Here is a 15790-nt window from a genome sequence, read left to right on the forward strand (position 1 = left end):
GAATAACTTTATGGATATTGAATTCAATAAAAACGAAGATCAAAACAAACAACTACTTTTTCAGCTGCGCAAAAAAATAGAGAAAGTCAAATTAGGTGGTGGGGAAAAGAGAATTGCCAAAGAGCATGAAAAAGGCAAATTGACTGCAAGAGAAAGAATTGATTACTTGAGAGACACTGATTCAGATTTTTTGGAAATTGGTGCGCTTACCGCTGACGGAATGTATGAAGAAGAAGGGGGGTGTCCTTCTGCTGGGGTGGTGACTGGAATCGGATATGTAAAAGGTCGCATGTGTATGATTGTTGCCAATGACGCGACAGTCAAAGCAGGAGCATGGTTTCCAATGACCGCAAAAAAGAACCTTAGAGCTCAAGAGATAGCTATGGAAAACAGACTACCTATCATCTACTTGGTAGATAGTGCTGGAGTATTTCTGCCCATGCAAAACGAGATATTCCCTGACAAAGAGCATTTTGGAAGACAGTTTAGAAATAATGCAAAGATGTCTTCCATGGGTATCATTCAAGTTGCCGCTATCATGGGTAGCTGTGTTGCTGGGGGAGCATATCTACCTATCATGTCAGATGAGGCCATGATTGTAGACAAGACTGGCTCTATTTTCCTGGCTGGTTCTTATCTGGTCAAAGCTGCTATTGGAGAAAGTGTAGATAACGAAACACTTGGAGGTGCTACTACACATTGTGAAATATCAGGAGTCACCGATAATAAATATGATACTGATCAAGAATGTCTTGATGCCATAAGGAATATTTTTGACAAAATAGGTGCTTACGAAAAGGCTGGGTTTGATAGAAAAGAAGCCGCAAAGCCTAAAAAAGATGAAACTGAACTTTATGGAGTTTTTCCATCTGATAGAGTAAAGCCCTATGATATGCGAGAAATTATCGAGCGTTTAGTGGATGAATCAGAATTTGATGAATACAAAAAAGATTATGGCAAAACCTTGCTCTGTGGTACAGCAAGAATTGAAGGATGGGCAGTAGGAATCATCGCAAATCAGCGAAAGATTGTCAAAAATAAGAAAGGAGAAATGCAGATGGGTGGCGTTATCTACTCTGACTCTGCTGACAAAGCTGCTAGATTCATAATGAATTGTAATCAGCGAAAAATCCCCCTTCTTTTCATACAAGATGTATCCGGGTTTATGGTTGGCAGTAAGGCCGAACATGGTGGAATCATCAAAGATGGTGCAAAGATGGTCAATGCGATGGCAAATTCAGTAGTCCCTAAATTCACCATTGTGATTGGAAACTCCTATGGTGCAGGAAATTACGCGATGTGTGGCAAAGCTTATGACCCACGGCTAATTTACTCTTGGCCAACAGCACAAATGGCGGTAATGTCGGGAGCTTCTGCCGCCAAAACTTTGCTCCAAATCAAAGTAGCCTCTCTGAAAAAATCAGGAGAGACAATTACACCTGAAGATGAAAAGAAACTACTAGAAGAGATCACTGCCAAATACAATGAAGAATTAAGTCCTTATTATGCCGCTTCTAGGCTTTGGGTAGATGGTGTCATCGATCCGCTTGAAACTAGAAAAGTCATCAGTATGGGTATCGAAGCAGCCAATCACGCTCCTATCACTGAAAAATTCAACGTAGGTGTGATTCAAACTTAATTCATATTTGAAGACAAAAAATAAAAAAGTCAGCAAATTGATCTGCTGACTTTTTTATTTTGTATTCCCATTTCGACCTTAATTAGCATTAGGCGATATATAACTAAAGTTTTTAGCAATTGTATAGTTCTCTGCGAACTGTTGTCAGTAGACTGGCAGTTTCTCTCAATAGTTGAAGTAACAAATTCAATTATTGGCTCAATTACAAAGAATTAAATTAATACCTGTACATTCCTTGCGATCTTTTTGGCTTGGATAGATTTCTTAGCAATGCGCCAGTTAATCCGCTAAATCCGCCAAGTAATACTCCTAAAACTCCAGTGGCTATCCAAAGTAGATTACTTTGTTCCATTCCCATCAAATCAGCCATCTTATCGGGAAGTGAAGAACTTGTATCAATACTAATAAAAATCGCTTTACCGAGCCAAACCAAACCCATTCCCAAACCTGCCGCAAAAAAAGAGGATGCCCCACTTGATGACATCAAGTAAGACAAAACTACAATGATTCCCATCAAATAGGGATAGCTAAAGTATGGTCCTAAAAATAAAACTAATATAGCTGTTAAGATTAATAAGGCTGTGAACTTCATAATTTCTATGGCTTTAATGTTGTTGAAAAAAGGGTGCTTTGAGAATCCTGGATCTTCTGGAGCTTGAAGTTCACATATTCTCCGTTTGCCCATTTTTTTAGGAATGAATCATAATATTTGCTACCAGGGTTTCCAGATTGTCCTCCTGGATAGATCCCAAAAGCTTCAGGTTCGTCCCCAAGTTCTACCACCATTCTCCAACTCGCTCCATGGCGCTCAGAAGTTGCATTGAGAATTCCTGCCCCTCCACCAGTATAAATACCTTCAAAAGAGAAAGATTTGAAATTGGGCACCAAATGTTGAATAGTAGTATTTTTATGATTCACCCAAGTATAATCACCTTTTTCCTCCTTCAATTTCTTCACCTGTACAATCATGGAATCAAAACTTGCTAAAACATGATCCTTGGCTGACTCAATTTGCGCTGTAGTTTTTTTATCAAAGAGAAAGGAAGTTGGCTCATTGGTTAGTAATTTGACCGTTTGATAATTGTTAGGAAGTACAACTGGAAGGTCTGATTTTCTCAAATCTTCCCATATGCTTCGATGCAAATACCTCCACCAAAGGTGAAATAAAGTCGGTGCAGTTTGATTAGGAAAGGTAAAGAAATTCCAATCAGCCAGATCCTTCAAATAAGCTACATTTTCCGCACCAGCATTGATCAAAGAGTCAGCTTTGATGTAATTCATCATGATCGGCAGTGCTTCGTATGCATGAAGATGAAAATTATCAAACTGAAGTTCCATCATATCACCAACAGTGATTTGATTCATTTCACTCAAACGCTGATTCAATCTTCTATTTCTATAATGCTCAAAACTATTATCGAAAACATAATACGGATAAGAAGGGTCTACGGAGTGTTGATTTGCAGAAGCAACAAACCCTCTCGCTGGATTTAGAGTTGCTGCATGGTGTTCATTTGGAATAAAGTCCTTCCATTCCATTCTAGGATCATTTCCATCCATCAAAAATCTGCCCTGATCCTCCCATTTTAGCGGAAACCTGCCTTGTACTTTCATGGCTATATCGCCTGATTTGGATGCAAAAACAAAATTCTGGGCTGGCGAGGTATAGTATTCTAATGCTGCGATGTAATCATCATGAGATTTTCCTTTATTCAATAAAATAAAAGTCTTCTGCTCGTTGGAAGGTAAATGTGCAGTCCATTTCAGTGCAAAATTCACATCTTGTCTTTCTGCCCTGAAAGATTGGTCATATACCACGGGGCCATGATGGGTATAAACTACAGTATCGAGATAAGATGCCTCTCCCTTAACTTTGATTTCTTCAATTCTAAAAGTACTTTGGATCCATTGATCGTTGTATAGGTACTCTGTACGATCATCGTTTTTAAAAGTAATTGCATACCAATCTCTGGTATCTCGGGTGGCATTGGTCACACCCCAAGCAATATTTTCATTGAATCCCGAAATGATCCCCAACGCCCCAGGAAGGGTAGCACCCTTGACCGAATGATTAGGAGTAGTCAATTGCATTGCATACCAGAGTGAAGGCAAATTTAAACTCAAATGTGGGTCATTCGCTAGGATTGTTCTGCCTGATGCAGTTTTACTTCCTGATACTGCCCAGTTATTTGAACCTACACCAGGCTCAGGTTGAGGCATGGTTTTTACAAAAATCGAATCATTGGGGTAATTAATTCCTTCTGGCTTGGAGACTTCCAAAGGTGTAAAATCCCAAAGCTTTTCAGCTTCAATTACTGGATCATTTTCCTCTGGAAATAGGGGGAATAGCTTTTCTAGCAATTCAGGCCCAAGAATAGTTCTCAAGTTGGTATATTCTAGGTCTCGATCTCCAACTAACATATCTGCCATGTACTTCAGCAAAAGAAGAGATTTGTAAGGCGACCATCTTTCGGGTTTGTAATTGAGTATCTTGTATTCAATCGGCATTCTTGCGACAGTAAGTCCATCAATGTACTGATTGACTCCTTCAGAGTAGGCCTGCACAAGTTTGAAAGTCTCAGGATCATTATTTTCCAAAAACTGTATCCCTTGCTCAGCTGCAAATGGCATACCCTTTCTTCTTGTCATCCTGTCCAAATCAATAGCTATTGGACCCACAATTTCAGAGATTCTACCTGCGGCAGCCATAGTCTGAAACTCCATTTGCCATAGGCGGTTTTGAGCTGTGACATACCCCTGAGCTCTGTATAGATCTATTTCATTTTGAGCAAAAATGTGGGGAATCAAGTTCTCATCATACTGTATGGTCACAGGTGAAGTTAGTCCAGTAAGCCTAATTTCTTCCTTTACAAGCTGATCTTCTGAATAGGAATTCTGCCAAAATCCATGATTTGGATCTAATAACTTGCCAAGTGGTGGAATGCTGCCAAATTGAAGGGAAAGTGCTACGCCAAGTGAAATGGTAATAATCAAGGCTAAAGCAAAACTTATATATTTCATAAGTAGGAGTGATCTAAGAGCTTAAATATAGAAAAAATGTCTAAGATTAGAAATTGAATAAAAATCAGAAATCGAATGGGCTAGTAAAGTATTTTAATATGAAAAACACTTTGCCAGCCCATAGACTCATAACTATTTTGTCTTATTTTAGATCTATGCTCTATTTTTTAAGGAAATCTCTCAACACATAATGTAAGATTCCGCCATTTTTAAAGTATTCAATCTCAATCGCTGAATCTAAGCGACATATCACTTCAAAACTCGTTGATCTCTCATCATTGAGGTTAGCTTCTACTACCAGTTTTTTAAGAGGCGATAGTCCCTCTGAGATTCCTTTGATACTGAAACTCTCTTTACCAGTCAGCCCAAGACTATCTGCAGTATCTTCCGGCATATATTGTAAAGGAAGTACACCCATTCCTACAAGATTACTTCTATGAATCCTCTCGTAGCTCTCAGCCAAAACGGCCTTGATTCCTAAAAGGTTGGTACCTTTGGCCGCCCAGTCTCTTGACGAACCGCTCCCATATTCCTTACCTGCTAATACAATCAGGGGGGTGTTTGCCTCCCTGTATTTGATAGCTGCATCATAAACACTCATCTCGTTACCACTTGGCACATGAATGGTATATCCACCCTCTTTTGTAGCAAGTTGATTTTTGATACGAACATTGGCAAAAGTTCCCCTCACCATTACCTCATCATTACCTCTTCTGGAGCCGTATGAATTAAAATCCTTTTTTTCTACTCCACGACTAACCAAATATTGACCTGCAGGACTGTGTTCTGCAAATGATCCTGCTGGTGAAATATGATCTGTAGTGATACTATCTCCTAACTTCAAAAGCACTTTTGCTTCTAAAATGTCATTGGGTTCAAGCACATTTTCAGATAGTCCTTCAAAAAATGGGGCTTCTTTGATATAAGTGCTTTGATCAGACCATTGATAAATTTCATCCTTGGGCGCTTCTAGTTTTTTCCACTGCTCATTTCCTTCAAAGATCTCTCCATAGCTTTTTTCGAAATCAGCAGGAGAAAGCACTTTACTCATCACCTCAAAAATCTCATCATTGCTTGGCCAAATATCTTTTAAATAAACAGGCTCCAAATTTGGATCGTAGCCAAGTGGCTCTTCATTCAAATCGACATCTACCCTACCTGCCAAAGCATAGGCTACAACGAGCATAGGTGACATTAGGTAGTTCATTTTTACTTGAGGGTGAACCCTAGCTTCGAAATTTCTATTTCCTGATAAAACAGAACTCACTACCAGATCATTCTCTTCTACAGCCTTAGCAATATGCCTAGGAAGTGGACCTGAATTCCCAATACAAGAAGTGCACCCATAACCCACTACGTGAAACCTCAAAGCCTCTAAGTCATCCAAAAGCCCAGCAGTCTCCAAATAATCAGTTACTACTTTGGATCCTGGCGCCAATGATGTTTTTACCCAAGGCTTGACATCTAATCCTCTTTCTCTTGCCTTACGAGCTACCAATCCTGCTCCTATCATGACTGAAGGATTGGATGTATTGGTACAAGAAGTTATTGCGGCGATCACAATGGAACCATCGTGCAATGCAAACTTTTCATTATGGAGTTTGACGACAACGGTTTTAAGTCCGTTTTTTACTTTTGTCTCATATTCTACTTCGGCTACATTACTTCCCTCTCGATCTGAAGGCTGACTACCTCCTTCAGCATACCAGCGTCCCTCGTCTCTTTTATCTATTGGAATATAAGCTCTTCCATGCACTTCTTCGAGAAGTTCCCCGAACTTTTGCTTGAACTCACGAACAAGAATTTTATCCTGCGGCCGCTTTGGACCTGAAACAGTTGGTTCAACTGTACTTAGATCTAATTCTACTACGGAACTGTACTTGATTTTATCTTCATCAGCTCTCCAAAGCATATTTGCTTTGGTATAATCTTCTACTAATTGAATTTGATCTTTGGCTCGATTGGTTTTATCCATGTAATCCAGCGTGCGATCATCTATGGGAAAATAGGTCACTGTGCAACCAAACTCAGGTGACATATTAGAAATTGTAGCTCTATCTGGAACTGTCAAATGATCAAGACCGGAACCGAATACTTCTACAAACTTACCTACCACACCATGCTGTCTAAGCAATTGTGTAATTGTAAGCACCATATCAGTAGCAGTAGTCCCTAGAGGAAGCTTTCCAGTAAGTTTTAAACCTACTACCTCTGGCATAATAAAATAAATTGGTTGACCAAGTATAGCTGCTTCTGCTTCGATACCACCGACTCCCCAAGCCACTACACCTATCCCATTCACCATAGGAGTATGGGAATCTGTTCCCACAAGTGTATCTGGAAAAACATTCCCATCTCTAGCAATCACTCCCTGGGCTAAGTATTCTAAATTAACCTGATGGCAAATTCCCATTCCTGGAGGAACAACAGAAAAGTTATCAAATGCTTTTTGAGCCCATTTCAGAAATTGGTAGCGCTCACCATTCCGTTCATATTCTACATCTACATTTTTCTGATAAGAATAATTGGTACCAAAATAATCCACTTGCACAGAATGGTCTATGACTAGATCAACTGGTATCAGGGGGTTGATTTTTTTGGGGTCTTTGCCTTTCCTAACAGCTTCTGCTCTCAAAGATGCAATATCTACTACAGCTGGCACTCCTGTAAAGTCTTGCATCAAGACTCTGGCGGGCTTGAAAGGGATATCCTTATCAGAGGGCTCTGGAGACCAGTTGGCAAGTGTTTCAATATGTTCCTTAGTAATAGCAAAATCATCATAATTCCTTAGTGCGTTTTCTAATAGAATTCTTATAGAGAAGGGTAGTTGATCAATTTTAAATCCAGCTTCTTGCAAAGCAGTTAAGCTCCAGTAAGTAAAAGATCCTTTGGAGGAGTTTAGGGTTTTTTTAGCGTCAAAAGGGTTCTGTGACATAATTAGAATCGGTTTAAGTTTAAAATCTTAATTTAAAAAACGGTTAATTCTAAATATCGTTATTTTTCAACGGAAAAGTGGAATAAATAGCTAAAAAGTGAATTTCAAATAAAAGCTAATATGATTATCCGCAATGACACCAGTAATTCAATAAAACGAAAGGATCAAGCGGATAATCGTCAACGGACGACGGTCGACAGTCGACAACATCTGAATTTAAGGTGTGTGCGTAATAAAATATGGTTACTGGTGCGAAAGCGGATATACCTAAAAGCTAATTTCAAAAGAATAAAGTTTTTTCATTCCACACATTTTCACTTCCACCTCAGTAGCCAAAAAATAGTGGTATGTCCTAATACAATTAATAAATTGAAAACAAGTCAACTAAAAACCAATAACGATTATCCTCTAGATCATTTGTGAACAAATTTGCATGCTGAAGTCATTGCGGATAATCTTATTTCCTTCTTTGGATTAAAACTTGATACTCATGTTCAAAGTAATCTGCTGATATTTGAAATCTCCTTGACCTGTAAAAACATTATCAATATTAATTTTTTGATCATTAAGCTCCCGTTCATATCGGATATCAAGCCCAAGATTATTGAAATTTAATCCTATCCCAAACTGATACCCCATATTGTATTTGTCATATTCCAGAGACTTGAGGTCGTCTTGAATGGTATAATGAAGCGCTGGCCCTCCAAAAAAAGAAACTACAGGACCTAACACATTCAGGCCTACCAAAAGGGGCATATCCAATCGTTCTGTTCTTAACTGAGTAGAATTGATTTCAGAGTTAAGTTGCGTATAAGCTAGTTCGGGTCTCACAAATAGTGGCCCTACTTCTATCTTACCAAAAAGGCCTACATTGTATCCCCAATTATTCAAGGGGTCACTCAATACAAGTTCAGCGTCTCTGAAATACTTTCCATTGGAATTATAATTAAGTCCTCCTTTTATACCCCAACCTGTCTTAGACTGGGCATTGATTTCAGTGCTGAAAAATAGCATACTTATCAGGACTAATGTAATCTGAACTAGCTTTTTCATTGGGCGATTAAGTTAAAGCTCTTTTTTTTCAGAATTTTGATTGATCAAAATCTCACCAATTAAGTTAGAATTCTTTGATCTTGCAAATCCAATCTGAATTAGATATTAAATCGTATTTGATTTCAATCAAGTTAAAACCTTGCAGAGAACAATCTGAGTCCTGTGTTGTTTTAACTGTTGATAAATGATAAATCTCAAATTATCTAAAATCGTGCCCTTTAAATCACTCCAATATAACTATTAGTAAAAAGCATTATGAAAAATTTAAAATTCACCCTTTCACTGGTATTAATTCAGGTTTTTAGTTTCGGAATGATTGCATGCTCTCAAGCTAATAACAAGGAGGAATCAATAGAAACCTCAGAGGAAGGACTCAATTATGATGGTCCAACTGAACTAGCGACTTTTGCAGGAGGATGCTTTTGGTGCATTGAGGCACCATTTGAAGGAATTCAAGGGGTAGTTTCGGTAGTATCAGGCTACTCCGGTGGAAAAGAAAAAAATCCAACATATTCAGATGTGAGTTCTGGCAAGACCAGTCACAAAGAAGCTGTTCAAATCACTTATAATCCCGAAGTTATCAGTTATTCAGAATTACTAGACATCTTCTGGCAGCAATTTGATCCAACAGATGCTGGCGGATCATTCTATGATAGAGGTACTCAATACGAGTCAGCAATTTTCTATCACAACAACATCCAAAAACAAGTAGCCGAAGAATCTAAAAAAAGATTGGGGAGGTCAGGCAAGTTTAATAAGCCCATTGTAACTCCGATTGTGAAATACACCAGTTTTTATGAAGCAGAAGCCTATCATCAAGACTATTATAAAAAAAATCCGGATGAGTATTATGCTTACAGAAGGGGTTCGGGTAGAGATGCCTTTATTACCAAACACTGGCCCTCTGACTTGGAAAAACAATATAGAAGCCCTTCTAAAGAAGAATTGAAGAAATTATTGGAACCATTGCAATATGAAGTAGCTATCAATAATGAAACAGAGATGGCATTCAATAATAAATACAACGAAAACAAGGAAGAAGGAATATATGTATGTATAGTTTCTGGCGCACCTCTCTTTAGCTCCAAAGACAAATATGAATCCTATTCTGGCTGGCCAAGCTTTACAAAACCTATTGATGCTAGACTAATTGATAAGCCTTTGGATTATGAATATGGGATGGTAAGGGTTGAAGTTAGAAGCAAACTTGGAGATTCTCACTTGGGTCACGTCTTTTTTGATGGTCCTAAACCCACTCAATTGAGGTATTGTATGAACTCAGCAGCCATGCGATTTATAGCCAAAAAAGATATGGAGAGCGAAGGATATGGTGATTATCTATGGCTAGTAGATTGATCAGAAATTAAAAATTAAACTTTTATAATAGCGCACATGGGAGAAATCCATCGTGCGCTATCATTATTACAAAGAAAACTTCTTGAAGAAATTTTGAGCAAAAAAATTAAAAACCCGTATTTTAGTAAGAGCACAATGGGAAAACTTCATGGAAGAATTGACAGACAAAGAATTGCATGCTTTGGTTTCTCTTCTTGACGATCAAGATCAAGAAGTCAAGTCACATGTACAGGACAGAATCATCTCTTTGGGACATGGTATTATTCCTTTTCTAGAAAAAAAATGGGAAGATAGTTTCAATCCAGAGATTCAAAAAGAAATCGAAGACCTCGTCCACAAGTTACAACTGTCACAACTCAAAGAAAGACTTCAAGATTGGATTGCTTCACCAGATCAAGACTTATTGACTGGACTTTGGATCATCAATACTTATCAGTATCCAGACTTAGAATTTGATAAACTCAATGCTGATATGCATCAAATTTATTTTGAAGTTTGGACAGGATTCAAAAATGACCTACTCCCTCATGAACAAATCAAAGCAATCAATCATGTGCTTTTTAGTAACCTGAGGTTTTCGGCAAATACCAAAAATTTCCATTCCCCTGGAAATAGTATGCTAAGCAATGTCTTAGAAAACAGAAAAGGCAATCCAATTAGTCTATGTGCTATTTACCTACTCGTTGCTCAAAAGCTAGGCTTACCCATTTATGGTGTGAACTTGCCCAACCTTTTTGTTTTGACCTACAAATCCTCAGATGTAAATTTTTATATCAACGCATTCAACAAAGGGCTGGTATTCAATAAGCAAGACATACACAACTACTTAGAGCATTTAAAAATAGCTCCTAGAGAAGTTTTTTTTGAACCTTGTAGCAACAAGGATATTGTCACCAGAATGATTCGAAACTTGATTGTTGCCTTTGAAAAACTTGGAGAAACTGAAAAAGTAGAAGAAGTAAAGGGACTCTTACAGATAATCGATTGAAAAAAAGGCATCGGCCTTTCTTTATTTCATTCTTATATTACATCCCACAGGTCTGCTAGTGCTAGGGCTAGGATTTCTTTTATTTTGTATACTTTGAATTGCTGAGACTAAATATCGCATATTCGCACTTTCTGGCACTTGTGGATTATTATCTATTGCACCTCTATAAGCAATAGCAAATCCCGTCGGGCTAGGCGTAATCACTACTACCTCGGGCAGTTTGGTTGCTTGCAGCTGTCTGGTTAAATTTTGATTACCATCGTTCAAAATTCGAAGCTCTTCTACCCTTCCTTTGAACCTTTCTTCTACAGCTTTTTTATTTTCATCAGGGTCGTTACCAAAGTGTGGATTGGCTAATGCAAATACAAAACCATCCGCTTTAAAATTTTCGTAAAGTTCGATAATCCTATTTTCATAAAGCTTTGAAAAAGGACAAGATAAAGTAGTGAAAATTATCACTACTGCTTTTGCATCTTGATGCGTATCAAGCTCAAAATTTTGACCTGTCAAAATATCTTCAAGGATGAAATTATCTACTCGCTGTGCAAATACAGTAGAAGTAGACAATAATCCTATTAGCAGTAATATAGAGAGCCTTTTCATAGTTTGCGGGATCTAAATGATAATAATATTTAAATATATACAAAGTCTCTACCAAATTGTATAAGTAAGTACCATTTCACCAGAAACTTCAACTTTCACGGTATAGAAATGATCAGAAAATTCTGAATCATAGACCTTACCATGAATAACTTGATCTTTTTTTCCAAAAGGTTTTAATAAAATATTCTCCTTTAAGCTGATGCCTCTTCTACCTTGACATTTATAGATCGATTCTTTAGCAGACCAAGCCATTGTAAATAGTAATGGATCATTGTTGAGAAAATCTATTTCTGAAGCATCAAGAAACTTTGGCCCTAGTCTCACCACTTTTTCTCTTGTATAGTCCAAATCTATTCCTACTGGCATATCTTTATGGAAGATTGCTGCTGCTATTCCCTTGGTATGGGTCAATGAAACATGTCCATATCCATCCATAGCATGAGACTTCCCGTGTTCATCCTTGTAAAACCCTGGATAAGGTAAGGAAATGCAGTCTAAAGCCGCTTTGATAGCCAATCTTGCTGCTTTCCATTCATCTCTTTTTTCTATTTTGGAAATGTTTGCAAGTGACAACTTCTCGCGAAAACTCAAAAAATCAACCTCTTGATAACAGACTTCCTGAATATTATTTACAGCCAAGGCCGATAAAGTACTTATTTTTTCTATTTTTGTTTGCATAGCCCATTGAGGGTTTTGTTTTGCATAAAACGCAATATATGTCAAAAATCCAAGTTAATAAACTTCATACACTAACAGGACACAATGATTGTATCTATGCTCTTGCAGAGGGAGCTAACCCGAGGTATTTCTATACAGGGTCTGGTGATGGAATGGTGGTCGAGTGGGACTTGGATAACCCAAAGGATGGCAAACTCATCGCCAAGCTTCCACATTCTGTCTATGCTTTAGAAGTAGATCGAGAGCGAAACCTTTTGATCATTGGCCACAATTTTGAAGGAATTCATGTGATTGATTTGAATGAAAACAGGGAGATATGGTCTCTCAAGCTCACTGATCAATCTATATTTGATATCAAATCATTGGGAACGGAATTTTATGTAGGAGCTGCCGATGGAGTAGTTATCGTGGTCGATGTAGATCAAAAAGCAGTCAAAAAGCATTTGAAATTAAGCTCAAAAAGTGCTCGGGTCATGGCATTTGACAATGATAGAAAATCATTGGCTGTGGGTTTTAGTGATCATACCATTAAAATCATTAGTACTAAAGATTACAAAGCACTTCACAATCTAGAGTCCCATAGCAATTCTGTATTTGCTTTGGCTTATTCCCCGATAGAGGAGAAATTGATCTCTGGGGGTAGAGATGCTCACTTAAAAATCTGGAACACTAAATCTTATGATATTTCAGATCAGGTGGTTGCGCACATGTTTGCCATCAATTACCTGTCCTTCAGAGAAGATGGTAAGTATTTTGTGACTTGTAGCATGGACAAGTCCTTAAAAGTATGGGATGCAGAGAGTCATAAACTCTTGAAAGTGATAGACAAAGCCCGGCATGCTGGTCATGGTACCTCTATCAATAAGGTATTGTGGAGCAGTTATGACCAATCTATCATCTCAGTCAGTGACGATAGAAGTATTTCAATTTGGAAAGTAGAATTTTAACCATATGAAGATAACAGCCTTAGAAATCCGTAAAAAATCCTTTGAGAAAAACTTCAGAGGTTATGATAAAGAAGAAGTTGATGCTTTCTTAAAAGAGCTTTCAGAAGAGTGGGAAAAGGTAAACAATGCGACAGAGGAACTTCAGAAAAAGCTAGACGACAGCATCAAGGAAGCTAATAAAATGAAAGAAGTAGAAGCTTCTCTTTTCAGAACCTTAAAGACAGCTGAAGACACTGGAGCTAGTATCATCGAAGAGGCTAATGAAGCAGCTGAATACATCGTCAGAGAGGCGCATCAAAATGCTGATGCCATGCTCAATGATGCAAAAACCAAATCTCAAAACCTGATTGAAACAGCTGAATCCAAGGCCAAGCAAATCATGGAAGAGCTTAAAAATGATGTCAGCTCATTGGTACGAGGGTATGAAACACTGGTTCAGCAGCGTGAATTGATCCTGAAAAATCTTAAAAGTCTCTCAGATGACATCCAAGACAACATCAGTGTTTCCAATGGTAATCTTGAAAAAATCAATGTGCATGCACACTTAGAGATGGTCGAAACATTGACAAAAACTGAGGCTTTTACGATAGCTAATGTAGACAGCATTGAGCATAGTGAAATGACATTGGAGACTATAGAAGCGCCTTCAATCGAGACCTCAGAGGAAGTATCGGAAACAAAAAATCCACCAATAGAAAGTAATGACGAGCTAGAAGAAGAAAATGTAGCTGAAATAAAAAATTCAGACATTTCAGAAACAGTTGCGAAACAAGAAATTGAGGAAGATCCAGAGAATTTTACTCAAGAAGAAGCCGAAGAAGATAAAAACAAAGGAAATAAAGGAAATTCATTTTTTGACGAAGTAGGTTAATGGGAAAAGTGTCTTTAGAAGGAATTGAATTCCACGCTTATCATGGGGTATTTTCGGAAGAAAATAAACTTGGCAACCGATTTACTGTAGACATACATGTGGAAACAGATTTCAGGCAAGCAATGCTACACGACACTTTGAAGGATACGGTAGATTATGCTAAAATCTATCAAATTGCCAAATCGCATATGCTGGAACCAGTAAAACTACTTGAACACCTCGCTCACTTGATGATCAAGGATATTCTTAAAATATACCCTGCTTCCAAGCAAATTTCCATCACTATCAAAAAGCATAACCCCTCTATAGGAGGTGTAGTCAATTACTCAGTGATCACTGTTAACTACCCTGAAGACTATGATTAGAAATTTCACAATGCTGACATTTTTGTTATTCCTAGCAAATTTTCTTCAAGCGCAAATATTAACACATCAAGTATTTGACAAAGAAGGAAAGGCTGTCAAGATTGAACAAATATTGGAAGCTTCTTCATCTTCTGAGCTCATATTTTTCGGAGAGCTTCATAACAACTCCATGGCACATTGGGTGCAGTTGCAACTTTTGAAATCATTGAATCAGTCAGGGGCTGATTTAGTCTTAAGTGGAGAGTTTTTTGAAAGAGATGATCAATTGAATATTGATGAATGGTTTGCAGGAAAAATTACAGACAAAAATTTTGAAGCAGAGGCTAAACTCTGGAACAATTACAGTACTGACTACAAACCTTTGATGCAATATGCAAAGCAAAACAACATTCCTTTTATAGCCTCTAATATACCAAGGAAATACGCTTCCTTAGTCAGCAGAGAAGGATTGCGAGCTCTGGAAGAATTGTCAAAAGAAGCAAAAGCATATATAGCTCCCTTGCCGATTGTTGTGGATAAAGAGCTTCCTGGCTATGTAGGTATGAAAAACATGATGCATGGATCAGGAATGAATGTTGACTATATGGTAGAGGCACAAGCTATCAAAGACGCTACTATGGCATATTCACTTTTTGATGCGATTGAAAAAAAGCAAAAAGTCTACCATATCAATGGTAGCTACCATTCCAATAATTATGAAGGGATCGTATGGTATGTCAAACAGGAATATCCAGAAGTAAAAATATTAACCATAGCAACTGTAGAGCAAAATGATATCAGTAAGTTGGAAGAAGCTTCAAAGTGGATCGCTGATTTTATCTTAGTTTTGCCAACAGATAGTCAAAAAAGTTATTAATTCATGTACAGTAAAGCAGAAAGATCCAAAATCAGGAAAGATTTTTGGACAGCTTTTGGCCAATATATGAAGCCCGTTCCTTCCACATCAGGTACCAAAGTAAATTGGCCTAATTATAAAACAGGAGTGAAGCATTTATTTTTTAAGATGAAAGCTGAACAAGGCTTTGCTTCCATAGCCATCGAGCTTACACATTCGGATATCGAACTACAACAGATATTTTTTGAACAATTGGAGGAATTTAAAAGCATGCTTCACTCAGAAGTCGGAGAAATTTGGGACTGGGAACTGCATCAAATAGATGAGTTGGGGAAAGTCATTTCCCGCACGCAAAAAACACTACCCAATGTCAATGTGATGAACCAAAATGATTGGCCAAAAATCATCTCTTTTCTTAAACCTAGAATCATTGCCTTAGATGCTTTTTGGGCTAATATGAAACCGGCATTTGAGGAGCTTTAGATAGTTATTGAGTTAA

Annotated in this window: 14 protein-coding genes; 8 read left to right on the forward strand and 6 right to left on the reverse strand. The window is 37.8% G+C overall.

Going from position 1 to position 15790, the window contains the following annotated elements:
* The first annotated feature begins 10 nt into the window (after positions 1-10).
* A complete protein-coding gene (locus CHB66_RS01255; protein WP_089237146.1) occupies positions 11-1639 on the forward strand; it encodes an acyl-CoA carboxylase subunit beta in 1629 nt (542 codons plus the stop codon).
* A gap of 217 nt (positions 1640-1856) precedes the next feature.
* On the opposite strand, the gene CHB66_RS01260 is transcribed toward CHB66_RS01255, so the two are convergent.
* The 4 genes from CHB66_RS01260 to CHB66_RS01275 form a co-directional block, all read right to left on the reverse strand.
* On the reverse strand, positions 1857-2231 hold the full coding sequence (locus CHB66_RS01260; protein WP_245812640.1) for a hypothetical protein: 375 nt from the start codon (positions 2229-2231) through the stop codon (positions 1857-1859).
* A gap of 5 nt (positions 2232-2236) precedes the next feature.
* Positions 2237-4660 (reverse strand): penicillin acylase family protein, encoded by a 2424-nt coding sequence (locus CHB66_RS01265; protein ID WP_089237148.1) that lies wholly within the window; start codon positions 4658-4660, stop codon positions 2237-2239.
* 160 nt (positions 4661-4820) lie between these two features.
* The gene (acnA, locus tag CHB66_RS01270; protein WP_089237150.1) at positions 4821-7595 is read right to left on the reverse strand and encodes an aconitate hydratase AcnA; all 2775 of its coding nucleotides are present in this window, start codon (positions 7593-7595) and stop codon (positions 4821-4823) included.
* Positions 7596-8069: 474 nt separating this feature from the next.
* Complete coding sequence (locus CHB66_RS01275) at positions 8070-8648, reverse strand: outer membrane beta-barrel protein (RefSeq protein WP_089237152.1); 579 nt, start codon at positions 8646-8648, stop codon at positions 8070-8072.
* A 255-nt stretch (positions 8649-8903) separates the two neighbouring features.
* On the opposite strand from CHB66_RS01275, the gene msrA reads away from it, so the two are divergent.
* Positions 8904-10004, forward strand: coding sequence for a peptide-methionine (S)-S-oxide reductase MsrA (gene msrA / locus CHB66_RS01280; RefSeq protein WP_089237154.1), 1101 nt, complete (start codon positions 8904-8906; stop codon positions 10002-10004).
* Positions 10005-10152: 148 nt separating this feature from the next.
* A complete protein-coding gene (locus tag CHB66_RS01285; protein WP_089237156.1) occupies positions 10153-10992 on the forward strand; it encodes a transglutaminase-like domain-containing protein in 840 nt (279 codons plus the stop codon).
* 21 nt (positions 10993-11013) lie between these two features.
* On the opposite strand, the gene CHB66_RS01290 is transcribed toward CHB66_RS01285, so the two are convergent.
* Both CHB66_RS01290 and CHB66_RS01295 read right to left on the reverse strand, forming a co-directional pair.
* Positions 11014-11595, reverse strand: coding sequence for a thioredoxin domain-containing protein (locus CHB66_RS01290; RefSeq protein WP_089237158.1), 582 nt, complete (start codon positions 11593-11595; stop codon positions 11014-11016).
* 48 nt (positions 11596-11643) lie between these two features.
* Entirely contained in the window at positions 11644-12273 is a 630-nt protein-coding gene (locus tag CHB66_RS01295) for a 4'-phosphopantetheinyl transferase family protein (protein ID WP_089237160.1), read from the reverse strand.
* Positions 12274-12311: 38 nt separating this feature from the next.
* On the opposite strand from CHB66_RS01295, the gene CHB66_RS01300 reads away from it, so the two are divergent.
* From CHB66_RS01300 to CHB66_RS01320, 5 genes are read left to right on the forward strand one after another with little or no spacing between them, the layout of a single operon-like run.
* Positions 12312-13220: a WD40 repeat domain-containing protein gene (locus tag CHB66_RS01300; RefSeq protein ID WP_089237162.1), complete on the forward strand. Its 909-nt coding sequence runs from the start codon at positions 12312-12314 to the stop codon at positions 13218-13220.
* Between the two features lie 4 nt (positions 13221-13224).
* Positions 13225-14091: a DivIVA domain-containing protein gene (locus CHB66_RS01305; protein WP_089237164.1), complete on the forward strand. Its 867-nt coding sequence runs from the start codon at positions 13225-13227 to the stop codon at positions 14089-14091.
* Positions 14091-14456 carry a dihydroneopterin aldolase gene (gene folB / locus CHB66_RS01310; protein WP_089237166.1) on the forward strand — a complete coding sequence of 122 codons (366 nt, stop codon included), beginning with the start codon at positions 14091-14093 and terminating at the stop codon, positions 14454-14456. The genes CHB66_RS01305 and folB overlap by 1 nt, the downstream gene beginning before the upstream one ends.
* Positions 14449-15312 carry a ChaN family lipoprotein gene (locus CHB66_RS01315; RefSeq protein WP_089237168.1) on the forward strand — a complete coding sequence of 288 codons (864 nt, stop codon included), beginning with the start codon at positions 14449-14451 and terminating at the stop codon, positions 15310-15312. The genes folB and CHB66_RS01315 overlap by 8 nt, the downstream gene beginning before the upstream one ends.
* Before the next feature lie 3 nt (positions 15313-15315).
* Positions 15316-15774 (forward strand): DUF4268 domain-containing protein, encoded by a 459-nt coding sequence (locus CHB66_RS01320; protein WP_089237170.1) that lies wholly within the window; start codon positions 15316-15318, stop codon positions 15772-15774.
* Positions 15775-15790: the final 16 nt, after the last annotated feature.

It is taken from the genome of Belliella buryatensis (assembly GCF_900188245.1).
GTDB classification, from domain to species: domain Bacteria; phylum Bacteroidota; class Bacteroidia; order Cytophagales; family Cyclobacteriaceae; genus Belliella; species Belliella buryatensis.

Bases quoted from the DNA above. Each gene is read 5' to 3' on its own strand.
- CHB66_RS01255 (WP_089237146.1), top strand. From the start codon at position 11: ATGGATATTGAATTCAATAAAAACGAAGATCAAAACAAACAACTACTT.
- CHB66_RS01260 (WP_245812640.1), bottom strand. From the start codon at position 2,231: ATGAAGTTCACAGCCTTATTAATCTTAACAGCTATATTAGTTTTATTT.
- CHB66_RS01265 (WP_089237148.1), bottom strand. From the start codon at position 4,660: ATGAAATATATAAGTTTTGCTTTAGCCTTGATTATTACCATTTCACTT.
- acnA (WP_089237150.1), bottom strand. From the start codon at position 7,595: ATGTCACAGAACCCTTTTGACGCTAAAAAAACCCTAAACTCCTCCAAA.
- CHB66_RS01275 (WP_089237152.1), bottom strand. From the start codon at position 8,648: ATGAAAAAGCTAGTTCAGATTACATTAGTCCTGATAAGTATGCTATTT.
- msrA (WP_089237154.1), top strand. From the start codon at position 8,904: ATGAAAAATTTAAAATTCACCCTTTCACTGGTATTAATTCAGGTTTTT.
- CHB66_RS01285 (WP_089237156.1), top strand. From the start codon at position 10,153: ATGGAAGAATTGACAGACAAAGAATTGCATGCTTTGGTTTCTCTTCTT.
- CHB66_RS01290 (WP_089237158.1), bottom strand. From the start codon at position 11,595: ATGAAAAGGCTCTCTATATTACTGCTAATAGGATTATTGTCTACTTCT.
- CHB66_RS01295 (WP_089237160.1), bottom strand. From the start codon at position 12,273: ATGCAAACAAAAATAGAAAAAATAAGTACTTTATCGGCCTTGGCTGTA.
- CHB66_RS01300 (WP_089237162.1), top strand. From the start codon at position 12,312: ATGTCAAAAATCCAAGTTAATAAACTTCATACACTAACAGGACACAAT.
- CHB66_RS01305 (WP_089237164.1), top strand. From the start codon at position 13,225: ATGAAGATAACAGCCTTAGAAATCCGTAAAAAATCCTTTGAGAAAAAC.
- folB (WP_089237166.1), top strand. From the start codon at position 14,091: ATGGGAAAAGTGTCTTTAGAAGGAATTGAATTCCACGCTTATCATGGG.
- CHB66_RS01315 (WP_089237168.1), top strand. From the start codon at position 14,449: ATGATTAGAAATTTCACAATGCTGACATTTTTGTTATTCCTAGCAAAT.
- CHB66_RS01320 (WP_089237170.1), top strand. From the start codon at position 15,316: ATGTACAGTAAAGCAGAAAGATCCAAAATCAGGAAAGATTTTTGGACA.